The 12,672-nt window shown below is 33.6% G+C and carries 13 protein-coding genes; 7 read left to right on the plus strand and 6 right to left on the minus strand.

Annotated elements, in window-relative coordinates; genetic code table 11:
• Positions 1-14: 14 nt before the first annotated feature.
• Positions 15-959, minus strand: a complete 945-nt coding sequence (locus LL966_RS02105; protein ID WP_229349730.1) for a LysR substrate-binding domain-containing protein — start codon at positions 957-959, stop codon at positions 15-17.
• Positions 960-1,065: 106 nt separating this feature from the next.
• On the opposite strand from LL966_RS02105, the gene LL966_RS02110 reads away from it, so the two are divergent.
• From LL966_RS02110 to can, 4 genes are all read left to right on the plus strand, one after another.
• On the plus strand, positions 1,066-1,545 hold the full coding sequence (locus LL966_RS02110; RefSeq protein ID WP_111288607.1) for a Dps family protein: 480 nt from the start codon (positions 1,066-1,068) through the stop codon (positions 1,543-1,545).
• A gap of 122 nt (positions 1,546-1,667) precedes the next feature.
• Positions 1,668-1,949, plus strand: coding sequence for a hypothetical protein (locus tag LL966_RS02115; protein WP_229350881.1), 282 nt, complete (start codon positions 1,668-1,670; stop codon positions 1,947-1,949).
• 84 nt (positions 1,950-2,033) lie between these two features.
• On the plus strand, positions 2,034-3,680 hold the full coding sequence (locus LL966_RS02120) for a SulP family inorganic anion transporter (protein ID WP_229349732.1): 1,647 nt from the start codon (positions 2,034-2,036) through the stop codon (positions 3,678-3,680).
• Positions 3,681-3,794: 114 nt separating this feature from the next.
• Positions 3,795-4,430: a carbonate dehydratase gene (gene can, locus LL966_RS02125; RefSeq protein WP_229349734.1), complete on the plus strand. Its 636-nt coding sequence runs from the start codon at positions 3,795-3,797 to the stop codon at positions 4,428-4,430.
• Positions 4,431-4,482: 52 nt separating this feature from the next.
• Here the strand turns inward: can and LL966_RS02130 are convergent, their stop codons facing one another.
• Both LL966_RS02130 and LL966_RS02135 read right to left on the minus strand, forming a co-directional pair.
• Positions 4,483-5,685, minus strand: a complete 1,203-nt coding sequence (locus LL966_RS02130) for an LETM1-related biofilm-associated protein (protein ID WP_229349735.1) — start codon at positions 5,683-5,685, stop codon at positions 4,483-4,485.
• 109 nt (positions 5,686-5,794) lie between these two features.
• Positions 5,795-6,322, minus strand: coding sequence for a superoxide dismutase family protein (locus LL966_RS02135; protein ID WP_229349737.1), 528 nt, complete (start codon positions 6,320-6,322; stop codon positions 5,795-5,797).
• Between the two features lie 214 nt (positions 6,323-6,536).
• Here LL966_RS02135 and LL966_RS02140 point away from each other — a divergent pair, with 214 nt between their 5' ends.
• The 3 genes from LL966_RS02140 to LL966_RS02150 all read left to right on the plus strand — a co-directional run bounded on the left by LL966_RS02140 (position 6,537) and on the right by LL966_RS02150 (position 8,118).
• The gene (locus LL966_RS02140) at positions 6,537-6,971 is read left to right on the plus strand and encodes an META domain-containing protein (protein WP_229349739.1); all 435 of its coding nucleotides are present in this window, start codon (positions 6,537-6,539) and stop codon (positions 6,969-6,971) included.
• A gap of 33 nt (positions 6,972-7,004) precedes the next feature.
• Complete coding sequence (locus LL966_RS02145; RefSeq protein WP_229349741.1) at positions 7,005-7,520, plus strand: DUF4251 domain-containing protein; 516 nt, start codon at positions 7,005-7,007, stop codon at positions 7,518-7,520.
• Between the two features lie 112 nt (positions 7,521-7,632).
• Positions 7,633-8,118, plus strand: a complete 486-nt coding sequence (locus LL966_RS02150) for a hypothetical protein (RefSeq protein ID WP_229349743.1) — start codon at positions 7,633-7,635, stop codon at positions 8,116-8,118.
• A 68-nt stretch (positions 8,119-8,186) separates the two neighbouring features.
• Here the strand turns inward: LL966_RS02150 and LL966_RS02155 are convergent, their stop codons facing one another.
• The 3 genes from LL966_RS02155 to LL966_RS02165 all read right to left on the minus strand — a co-directional run bounded on the left by LL966_RS02155 (position 8,187) and on the right by LL966_RS02165 (position 12,661).
• Positions 8,187-9,281, minus strand: coding sequence for a glycoside hydrolase family 18 protein (locus tag LL966_RS02155; RefSeq protein WP_229349745.1), 1,095 nt, complete (start codon positions 9,279-9,281; stop codon positions 8,187-8,189).
• 233 nt (positions 9,282-9,514) lie between these two features.
• Positions 9,515-11,305, minus strand: a complete 1,791-nt coding sequence (locus LL966_RS02160) for an acyl-CoA dehydrogenase family protein (RefSeq protein WP_229349747.1) — start codon at positions 11,303-11,305, stop codon at positions 9,515-9,517.
• Between the two features lie 174 nt (positions 11,306-11,479).
• A complete protein-coding gene (locus LL966_RS02165) occupies positions 11,480-12,661 on the minus strand; it encodes a thiolase family protein (RefSeq protein WP_229349749.1) in 1,182 nt (393 codons plus the stop codon).
• Positions 12,662-12,672 lie beyond the last annotated feature (11 nt).

A 12,672-nucleotide genomic window follows, 5' to 3' on the forward strand; every position in this document is an offset into this window, starting at 1 on the left:
TGGCTCCTTTTTTATTACGCTTTCTTTTGTAGCGGACTTATGATTTGAACGTTCTGAAAAACAATTGCGCCCTTTACAACGCCTGCAATTGTAGATCGGATTGCGTCAATGATTTGCATTTTTAATTCGCTCTTTGGGTAAATCAAACTTACCTCGCGAGCAGGTTTAGGTTCCTTAAAGTTTCGAAGTTTCAGTTTATCGGATTCTTTTAAGTCTAAGGTGTGCAAGTACGGAAGTAACGTTGTGCCCAAACCTTCGTCGGCCAATTTAATTAGGGTTTCAAAACTACCGCTTTGAATCTGAAAATTACTTTGATCGGCATCAGAAACGCTTTTGCAAAGATTTAAAATTCCATCTCTAAAACAATGGCCATCTTGTAAAAGTAAGATTTCGTTCAGATTTAAATCAGAAACCTCTATTTCTTGTTTTCCAAAAATGGCATGCTGTTCAGGAATATATGCTACAAACGGTTCGAAATACAAGACAATTTCCTTGATTTTTTCATCTTCTAATGGAGTTGCTGCGATCGCAGCGTCCAAATGGCCGTTTTTAAGTTTGAGTATAATTTCTTCTGTATTTAATTCTTCGATTAAAAGTTTAACTTTTGGGTACTTTTTAATAAAATTATTTAAAAACATAGGAAGTAGCGTTGGCATAATCGTAGGAATGATTCCTAAACGAAATTCTCCGCCAATAAAACCTTTCTGCTGTTCTACAATATCTTTAATACGATCGGCTTCGTTTACGATATTCTTCGCTTGATTTACTATTTTCTGGCCAATATCGGTAAGTTGAATTGGCTTTTTACTTCTGTCGAAAATTAAAATATTAAGTTCTTCTTCAATCTTTTGTATTTGCATACTTAAGGTTGGCTGTGTTACAAAGCATTTTTCGGCGGCAAGTGTAAAATTTTTGTGCTCAGCAACCGCTAACACATATTGTAATTGAGTTATAGTCATCTTGATAGTAATTTGTGATGCAAAAATAAGAAAATATAATTTTTATTTATATTTATTTTATGAAAGTTGCTTTAGTTTTGTAGTAAATTAGTGTAAAAAATAGATTATGAAAACAAATATTTTAGGATTACCTGTAAAAGAATCAGAATTATTAGTAAAAGAATTGAATGTGCTTTTGTCCAACTTTCAAGTATATTATCAAAATTTGAGAGGAATTCACTGGAACATTCGAGGAAAACGTTTTTTTGATTTACATGTAAAATTTGAAGAATTATATACAGATGCACAATTAAAAATAGATATGATAGCCGAAAGAGTTTTGACAATTGGAGGAACACCATTGCATACTTTTGAAGATTACATCAAAAACAATAAATTAACAGTTGGGAAAAATATTTCTAATGATGAAAAAGCGGTTCAATTAATTGTTCATTCTTTATCTGATTTATTAAAAATAGAGAGAGAAATATTAAACAAATCGGACGAAATTAATGATGAAGGTACCAATTCTATGATGAGTGATTTCATTTCTGAGCAAGAAAAAACAATTTGGATGATGAATGCTTGGTTAGAAGAAACTCTCTAAGGTATTGTTTTTTAGTAAAATAGAAGCAGAATGCGTTAAAAAATGCATTCTGCTTTTTTGTTTATGTTAAATTTCTATAAAAATCTCTTTGATTTTATTTGTTTAACGCTATTTTTGTTTTGATGAAATTTGTAGCCCGCATATTATTATTCATATTTATTGCCTTTTTATCGACTCCGACAATTGTTCAGGCGATAAAGAAAGGTAATGGCACGGCTGTATCTTTTAGTATTGCTGAAGAAGAAGTACATAAAGAACTTAAAAATGTAGTTCATCCAACGGTTTTAGAGCATGAAGTTTTAATTCCCGTTTGCATCGAGAAAAAAACAATCATTTCTGAAAACATTGTAAAACTCGATAATATTTCTCCGAGCATATTTGCTCCACCTCCTAATTTGGTATAATACTTCCGATTATTTTGATCTTTAACCGCATTTCATTTTGAGATGGGGTAAATCTTTAATGAATAATTTTTTTAGTGTTGTATTATGACAAAAAAAATCAATCTTTTTGCCAACCTTAAATCTGATTTTGCATCAGGTTTAGTGGTCTTTTTGGTGGCTCTTCCATTGTGTTTAGGTATTGCAATGGCTTCTGGAGCGCCATTATTTTCTGGAATTATCGCTGGTGTTGTGGGTGGTATCATTGTAGGATATTTGAGCCAGTCCCATATTAGTGTATCAGGTCCAGCTGCTGGGTTAACGGCTATCATTTTAACCGCAATTACCGATTTAGGAGCTTTCGATGTTTTTTTAATGTCTGTTTTTATTGCTGGATTAATTCAATTAGCATTAGGATTTTTAAAAGCCGGAAGTATATCAAATTATTTTCCAACAAACGTCATTGAAGGAATGTTAGCCGGTATTGGAATTATTATCATCTTAAAACAAATACCACATGCTTTTGGTTATGATGCTGACTTTGAAGGAGATCAGGCATTTATTCAAAATGATGGAAGTAATTCTTTTTCATTTTTATTTGATGTTTTAAATCATATTCATTTAGGAGCCGTGGTAGTTTCTGCAGTTTCATTGGTGATTTTATTAGCTTGGGATAGGGTTCCTTTTTTAAAAAGAATCAAACTAGTTCCCGGAGCTCTGATTGCAGTTATTGCTGGAGTTGTTTTAAACGAAATATTTGTTTCTACAGGAAGTACTTTGGCAATTGCAAAAGAACATTTGGTTTCTTTGCCAGTTCCAAAATCTTTTGATGACTTTAAATCAATTATAATTATGCCAGACTTCACCGCTGTTGCAAATCCGCAAGTTTGGGTAGTTGCTATTACGATTGCTATAGTGGCTTCTATTGAAACGCTTTTGTGTATTGAAGCTACAGATAGAATGGATGTGCAAAAACGTTACACCAATACCAATGTAGAGCTTAGAGCACAGGGTGTGGGTAATATTATAAGTTCTCTTTTGGGAGGTCTGCCAATGACCTCTGTAGTAGTAAGATCTTCTGCTAATAATAATGCAGGAGCAAAATCTAAATTGTCTGCCATAATTCATGGTGTTCTTTTATTAATAAGTGTATTGTCTATACCAGCAATTTTAAACAAAATTCCTTTGGCAACATTGGCAACAGTTCTGATTTTGGTTGGATATAAACTAGCAAAACCAGCAGCCTTTATGCATTTCTGGAAAAAGGGGAAATACCAGTTTGTCCCTTTCATTGCAACTTTGGTCTTTGTCGTTGCGACAGATTTGCTAAAAGGTGTTGCGCTGGGAATTGTTATCAGTATCATTTTTGTGTTGAGAGGAAATCTAAAAAGAGCTTATGTTTTCAAGAAAGAAGAATATGAAGATGGCGATATCATTCATATTGATTTGGCTCAGGAAGTTTCATTCTTGAACAAAGCGGCAATCAAACAAACATTGGCAGAAATTCCAGAAAATTCTAAAGTAATTATTAATGCGCATGATACGGAGTATATTTCGCACGATGTTTTAGATTTAATTCGTGAATTTAAAGAAACCCGCGCAATAGATGAAAACATCAAAGTGAAGCTTAAAGGATTTAAAGAAGCTTACGAATTAGAAAATACACCGGAGAACCACAACCATGTTACCATTGAACATTATTATGATGTAGCGAAAAGAGAAGTTGTTCAAAAAGAAGTAGTTAAAGGAGAATGATGAAATTTAAGCATTTTTATGTTTATAGAAATGTCAAAATTTAGGTAACTTTACATCAAGTTCATTTTTTGAGACCTTTATAACTTAGAAATTACCACACAAAAAATAAAAAAAATGAGAAAATTTTATGAGCAGTTATTAGAAAATAATAAAAAATGGGTAGAAAATTCATTGGCTTTAGACCCGAATTATTTTGCTGATTTAGCAAAAGGACAATCTCCGCCATTATTATGGATTGGATGTTCTGACAGCCGTGTTCCTGCAAACGAAATTGTTGGTGCAAAACCGGGAGAAGTATTCGTTCATCGTAACATTGCCAATATGGTTGTGCACTCAGATATGAATATGCTAAGTGTTTTAGATTATGCTGTAAATGTGTTGAAAATTAAACACGTAATTGTTTGCGGTCATTATGGATGCGGTGGTGTAAAAGCTGCTATGGGAAATCAGTCTGTTGGAATTATTGATAACTGGATTCGCCACATTAAAGATGAATACCGTTTACACGATAAATACTTAAATTCAATTGAAGATGAAACAGAACGTTTTAATGCTTTTGTTGAAATCAATGCAAAAGAACAAGTTTATAATCTGGCTAAAACATCAATTGTGCAAAACGCTTGGAGAAATGGTCAGGATTTAATGCTTCACGGATGGGTTTACGGTTTAAATTCTGGATTTGTTACAGATTTAAATGTAAATATCGCTTCAAATGAAGAATTGGATGAAGTATATCAATTGAAATTTTAATTGAAAAAATATAATTTTAAAAAAAAATCGCTCTCAAAAAGGGCGATTTTTTTTATTCGTTTTCGTCTAGATTTTCGTTAAATGCCGATGGTAGCATTGTTGGAATAAACTTAATCAATATTGGCAGTAATAAACTTCCTCCAGGAAGTAAAAATATGGTCAGCGACGGAATGGTTTTACAAATATCCAAAAGCTGTTTTTTGACTTTCTTTTTCTCTTTAGCATCCAAATCTCTTGTTGTAGAATAAGCTAGCAGAACGACAAGTTCCTTACTCTGCATAATTTCTCTCACAAGTCTGTTTTTATTTCGTGTAATCAGTTTTACAACGCTATGTGTCATCTGATCGTAAAAATGTTTAACCGGATTGGAGTAATTAAAATACGGAATCTTCTTTTTATGCGTGGTAATAAAAGTATTTGTTGTAGCAATGCTTTTAGCTGTAAACTCATCAGAAATGCCCATCATTGATCCTAAAGAATACAAGAAATAAGCTTCTTCATTTTCTACAACGCCGTCACTCCAAAGTGCCATTCCGGCCATATCAATAAGATAATATTGCTCTAATTTATTACTGAAATAATCCAATTGTAAATTCTCTAAGGTATCAACAGTAACTTTTGAAAATTTAGAATATCGAATCGAAGCTTCAAAGAGCTTAATCAACAAATCGTCATGAACAGATTTTACGGTTTTAGTTTTTAACGCTAAGCCAACAATTCCGAGAACGGTTTCTTCAATGCGTTTCAGATATTTTTCTGGGATTTGACCATGTTCTAGATATTGTCTAAAAGCTAAAACATCAATAAACAATAAAGCATTCGTTACTAAATGCGAGAAATTTTTACTGATGATACTGTCATTTGTCTGAACTCTTTGATCAATTATATTTTCTAGAGATAGAGAAGGAGTATCTTTTGGCAATAAGATTTTAAACAAATTAAATCCTTCTGGATTCATCTGTTTGTAAAACTTTAAAACTTCTGAAATAAAGTTTTTAGGTTCCGAATTTCTTTTTTCTAAGCAAAAAACATGATAAAGCGTATTGAGTAACGCTGTTTTAGAAATTTCGGTTTTAAACCATCCTTTAATTGGAATCGGAATCTGTGAATCTATAGCAATAATATGTCCATAGATAAATCCTGTGTCTCTTACTTTATAGTAAAAAGAATCTACAGTTTCAAAAGGAATAGCTTCTGAAAACTTCTGTTCACTAAAAAACTTATCGATCCAGCCTGGTGCTGATGGGTTAATCATTGACTTTATTTTGCTGATGCAAAGCTATGTCTTTTTCTTGTTTTAGAATTAATTTTAAATGAAATAACCGCTATATTTTGTGAAAATATAACGGTTATGATGATTTTTCTTATTTGATGATTCCTGCACAAGCTACTCTTCCTCCCGCATCACCAGTTGGTTGCGTAGTAAAATCGTCTGTTCCTGCATGTACAATTAATCCTTTTCCAAGAACATCTTTGTTAGAATCTCCACAGCCAACACACCATTCGTCTGTAGTAAGAGTGATCGATCCGTTACCTTTTGCATCAGCAGTAAAGTTTCCGATATCACCTTTGTGGTATTCGCCAACTCCCCATTTTCCATGTTTTTTGAATGTTGGATTCCAGTGACCGCCAGCAGAACTTCCGTCGGCAGCACTACAATCCGCTTTTTCATGAATGTGGATGGCATGCACTCCCGGTTCAAGACCAGTTATTTTTGCTGTAAACGTTACTTTACCATTTTTCTCAGTAAAAACAGCGGTTCCGGCAACTTTACTGTTGCTTTTTGGCTCGAGTGCAACTGTTAGCGTTTTTGCATCATTTGATTTTGTATTGGTCTTACAGCCAATAACTAAGGCAGTAAGTATAGCGAAAGAAACGATTATCTTTTTCATATAGGAAGGCTTTTAAATTATTTATTAAGTAAATTTAACATAAAATAATGGAATTGATAAGTCAGAAAAGTTAAAAAAAAGTCAAACTATTCTTTGTAATTTAAACTTCCATAAGATTAGTTCTGAAAAATATTGCGTAAATTCGAAGAACTTTTTAATGGTTAAAAATCTGAAAACCAATTTGATAAAAAGATAAAAGTTAATTTTTGATAATATGAGCAAAAATATTCTAATTCTCGTGTTACTTGCAACATTGCTAATTTCATGTAATGTTTTCAAATGCAAAAAAAATGATACAGCTTCTAAATTGGATGGAAATTGGGAGCTAAACTACATTACAGGACCTCGCATTACTTTTGATGGTTTGTATGCTAACAAAAAGCCAACAATAAATTTTGATTCAAAAGAGAATAGGGTTTCAGGAAATAATAGTTGCAATTCTTACACAGGAAAATTGGTGGTAAATGGAAACAAAATTGATTTTACCCAACCGATGGCAGTAACAAAAATGATGTGTATCGATAATCAGGGAGAACAAGTTTATATGAATACACTCCAAAAAATAACATCATACGATATTACCGATGATGGAAAAACTTTAAATTTTATTTCTGGAGATATTGCAATGATGCGATTTACCAAGAAATAAAACAATTTTATAATTCTATTTAATTAAAATTTTATGTCAGCTAAATTATCCATTTTATTGCTTTTATGTTTTTTTAGTTTCCCTTCTATTGCACAGCAAAAAACGAAGAAAGAACTTAAAGCAGAACAAGCAGAGAAAAAACAAAAAGAAATTGAAGAATTAATTGACGCTAAAACTTTTGTTTTCGAAGCGCAAAAAGTTACGCCTCAAGGAGGTAGATTAATTATTTTGAATGATTATACCCATTTCTTAAAATTCTACCCTGATTCAACTTCTTGTGATCTGCCATTTTTTGGACGTGCTTTTAATGTGGCATACAATGGTGATGGCGGAATTAAATTTGAAGGTAAACCTGAAAAAATTAAGGTTGGGAAAAAATCTAAAAACATTAACTTTCAAGCAACTGTAAAGGGACAAAACGATACTTATGATTTAATGTTTAGAATATTTTATAACGGATCGGCAACATTATCGGTAAACAGTAATAATAGAGCTCCTATTAGCTACGATGGAATTATTCGTGCTCCAGAAGATAAGGAACAAAAATAAAGTATAAAGCACTTACCCAAATCTTACCAATTAAATATGTTTTAATGTGTTAAAAATCAGTATTGTTAGAAGTAAATAAATTTTTAAAAACAACCCAAAACAAATTTTAATTATGAAAAAATTAAGTCTTATCCTGATTTTGGCTATCGCCTCGTTTTCATCTTATGCACAATCCTCTTATACGGAAGATTTAGAAGTAGTGCAAAGTGTTTATGGAAAATCTAAAAGTGAACTAGTAAAGCAGTACATGAATTTGTCTGATGTGCAAGCTGCGGCTTTTGCCAAGGTTTATGATAATTATGAAACAGCACGAAAATCGTTGGGCAAGACCAAATTTCAATTGATTAATGATTATGCAGCCAATTACGAAACATTAACAGATGCTAAAGCAGATGAATTGGCAAAAGGAACTTTAAAAAATCATATTGCTTATGAAAAGCTTTACACTAAAACATACGGCCAGGCTAAAAAAGCAATTGGGGCTATAAATGCAGCAAAATTTATTCAGCTTGAAGTTTATTTGCAAACCATCATTAGAAGTGAAATTTTAGAAGCAATTCCTTTTATTGGTGAATTAGATAAAAATAAAGTACTTTAAAAAAAATAGCATTATAAAAAAAAGGGAATAGTAAGTGATTCCCTTTTTTTTGTTCTTGTAATTATTTTTTATTTTCCTGTTTTTACTTTGTAAATTTCATTTACCATTCCGTCACGGAAACTATCTAAAGTAAGCTCCCAAAACATAATTCCGCCTAGTTTTTTAGCTTTTACATATTCAGCTTTAGCTTTTATAGACTTAAGATCGTCAGATGTTGCAAAAGTTTTAGTCTGTGCGTTATACCAATATGGTGCTTTTGCTTTATCATCCCAGAAATACTTCCATCCGTTAGCTTCTGTGTAAGTTTTAGCATAGTTTTTAAAATCAACACCTTCGAAATGTTCACCAGCCTGATATAATCCGTTATTGACATTTTCTACATTTTTCCATTGTCTCGTATAAAATGCGCCTCCAATTACTAATTTTTCAGCAGGAACTCCTTGTTTTAGCAAAAATTCAACAGCTCTGTCTGTAGATTCTTCTTTCGGATTTGTGCTGTATAAAGGAGTGTGGTGTCCAGTAACTTTTGAATATCCATTTACTAAATCGTAACTCATGATATTAATACGATTTACTAATGGAGTTACTGCTTTCCAATCAATAGATTCATCCAAATACTTTTGGAAACCACCTGCAGCAAAACTCAATTCGTATTTTTTACCTAATGTTGTACGTAATATTTTTACCAATTCGGTAAAGTTCGGTTTGTCAACCGCTTGATATAAATGTCCAGGAAGTCCTTCAATTGCAGGATATTCCCAATCTAAATCTAATCCGTCTACTTTATAAGAATCGCTTAGATCTTTTACCGATTTTGCAAATTTTAAGCGTCCTTCAGCAGTAGAAAAAGCAGCAGAGCAAGGTTCGCAGCCTCCCCAGCCACCAAGTGAAACAATAATTTTTAACTGCGGATTTTTAGCTTTTAAGGAAACCAAATGTTTAATCGTAATTGAATCTTTAGCAGAATCAACAGTTAGTTTTCCATCTTTCAAATGACAGAAACTGAAAATGATTTGGTCTAATTTATTAACCTCGTATTCATCAATTAATTTTGAATCTCCGGTGTAATAAGCAATAATGTCCATTTTTTTATTTTTCTGAGCAAATGTATTTGTGAGACAAAAGCACATTAAAAATAAAGCAATTAAAGTAGTTTGTTTCATTTTTCTGGTTTTTTTAGCGTTTTTTAGAAAGCTAAAAGTACTGCAATAAATTTGATATTTAACTATAGGAAGTGTTTGCAAACAATAATTTTAACGAATATTTTGCAAATTCATGCAAAAAACTTGCGACTTGTAGTTAAAATCTTTCGTCTTTAAAACGTGAAAAAATAAACCCGCACAGTTTCGGACTTGTGCGGGTTTAAACAAATTAAAAGCTAAAAACTATTTTGAAACTAGAAGCAGTATGAGTTTTCTGCAACTAATTTTTCTGCAATTTTTTCTCTAAGCGCCACAACATTTGGCAGATTAGTGTATTTTGTGAAACGTTTGAGTCCCATTAACATCATACGTTGCTCATCTCCTTCAGAGAAAGCAGCGATTCCTTCTTTTCCTCTTAAGTTTACGATATCTACCGCTTTGTACAAGTATAATTTCGCCATAGCGATTTGCTCTTGTACTTTATCTTCACCTTCTTTTTTAGCTAATTTCTCAGTTCTAAGAATAGTACTTTCAGCCATGTAGATTTCGATTAAAATATCAGCAGCAGCCATCAATAATTGTTGGTGAGAATCTAAATCTGGACCATATTTTTGAACAGCACTTCCGGCAACCATTAAGAAAACTTTTTTCAAGTTCGCTACGATTACTTTTTCTTCTGCAAATAATTCAGAGAAATCTGGAGTATCAAAAGATGGAATTCCCATTAATTCTTCCTGAACTTTCATTGCAGGTCCAAGTAAATCAACATGACCTTTCATTGCTTTTTTGATCAACATACCAACAGAAAGCATTCTGTTGATTTCGTTTGTTCCTTCGTAAATTCTAGCGATTCGAGCATCTCTCCAAGCACTTTCCATTGGAGTGTCTTCAGAGAATCCCATTCCGCCAAAAATCTGGATTCCTTCGTCAGAACAGTTTTGAATGTCTTCAGAAACTGCTACTTTCAAGATAGAACACTCGATAGCATATTCTTCAACACCTTTTAATTCAGCTTCTTGATGAGAAGTTCCTTCTGCTTCGCGAGCTGCAATTCTGTCTTCGATATCTTTTGCAGCACGGTAAGAAGCACTTTCTCCAGCGTAAGCGCTAGTTGCCATTTCTGCTAATTTAGAACGAATAGCTCCAAAAGTTGAAATAGAAGTATTGAACTGAATTCTTTCGTTAGCATATTTTACAGCTCCAGAAGTAACTCTTCTTTGAGCATCTAAACAAGCTGCAGCTAGTTTAATACGACCAACATTTAAAGCATTCATAGCGATTTTGAAACCGTTTCCTCTTTCAGACAGCATGTTTTCAACAGGAACTTTTGTTTCGTTGAAGAAAACCTGACGAGTAGAAGAAGCACGGATTCCTAATTTATGTTCTTCTTCATTCATAGAAATTCCGTTAGACGGATCGTTTTCTACGATGAAACCTGTAATATTTTTATCATCTCCAATACGGGCAAAAACGATGAATACGCTACAGAAACCTGCATTCGAAATCCACATTTTTTGTCCTGTAATTTTATAATGTGTTCCATCTTCAGATAAAACAGCTTTTGTTTTTCCTGAGTTAGCATCAGATCCTGCGCCTGGTTCAGTTAAGCAATAAGCTCCAAACCATTCTCCAGAAGCCAATTTTGGAACGTATTTTTTCTTTTGTTCTTCGGTACCGTAAAGTGTAATTGGCATTGTTCCAATTCCTGTATGTGCACCAAAAGCAGTAGAGAATGAACCTGTAGCTCCAGAAATGTAGTCACAAACTAACATTGTAGAAACAAATCCCATTCCTAATCCGCCGTATTCTTCCGGAACTGCAACTCCTAAAAGTCCCAGTTCACCAGCTTTACGCATAGATGATTCAGTATAAGCATAATCTTTTTTCTCAAAACGATCTTTATGCGCCCATAATTCTTTGTCTACGAACTCTTTTACAGAGTCACGCATCATTAACTGCTCTTCCGAGAAATCTTCTGGAGTGAAGATATCCTCGCATTTTGTTTCTTTAACTAGGAATTGACCTCCTCTTGTTTTGTCGCTCATGACCTTTATTTTTTTTGTTTTTAGTATCTTTTTATTTATGTTTTTTCCTCAATCTTGTCATTTCGACGAAGGAGAAATCACACTAGAAGCTCCGCAACGTAATGTGCGAATCTTTGTCGATTCCCGAGTGTGATTTCTCCTTCGTCGAAATGACAAATAGGAGAGAATACTTTCTTACAATACCTCGTAAACCCCAGCAGAACCTTGTCCAGTTCCCACACACATCGAAACGATTCCGTATTTGTTACCTCTGCGTTTCATTTCGTCAAATAACTGAACAGAAAGTTTAGCTCCTGTACATCCCAGAGGGTGACCTAAAGCGATAGCTCCACCGTTTACGTTTACAATTTCTGGGTTAATGCTTAACTCGCGAGTTACAGCTAAAGCTTGTGAAGCAAAAGCCTCATTTAATTCAATTAACTCAATATCGTTCAATGTTAATCCCGCTTGTTTCAGCGCTTTCGGAATTGCTTTTACAGGACCAATACCCATAATTCTTGGCTCAACACCAGAAGAAGCAAAGTTTACCAAACGCGCAATTGGCTCAAGATTTAATTCTTTTACCATTTCTTCGCTCATGATTAAAACGAAAGCGGCACCGTCGCTCATTTGAGAAGAGTTACCAGCAGTTACACTTCCGTCAGCAGCGAAAACTGGTTTTAAACCTGCTAAAGCTTCTTTAGAAGTTCCTGCTCTTGGACCTTCGTCTTTATTTACAACGTATGATTTTGTTTCTTTTTTTCCATTTTCATTGATGAAAGTCTGCTCAACAGTAATCGGAACGATTTGTTTATCGAATTTTCCTTCTGCCTGTGCTTTCAAAGCTTTCATGTGAGAATTGTAAGCAAACTCATCCTGATCTTCTCTAGAGATTTTATATTGGTTTGCAACCGCTTCAGCAGTTAAACCCATTCCCCAATAATAATCTTCGTGACCTGCAGCAGCAACTTTATAATCCGGAGTTGGTTTATAACCTCCCATCGGAATAAAACTCATGCTTTCTGCACCACCTGCAATGATACAATCTGCCATTCCTGATTGGATTTTAGCAGTTGCCATTCCGATAGTTTCTAATCCAGAAGCGCAATAACGGTTAACCGTAACACCAGGAACATCTTCAACTTTTAATCCCATAAGAGAAATCAAACGTCCAACGTTCAAACCTTGTTCTGCTTCCGGCATGGCATTTCCTACCATAACGTCATCGATACGTTTTTTATCAAAATCAGGCAGTTCGTCCATCATAAACTGAATGGTTTCTGCTGCTAATTCATCAGGTCTTTTAAATCTAAAAACCCCTTTTGGTGCTTTTCCTACCGCAGTACGGTAAGCTTTTACTATATATGCTGTTTTCATTTGTTTTGTTT

The organism is Flavobacterium chungbukense, from assembly GCF_020805785.1.
Taxonomy (GTDB): domain Bacteria; phylum Bacteroidota; class Bacteroidia; order Flavobacteriales; family Flavobacteriaceae; genus Flavobacterium; species Flavobacterium chungbukense.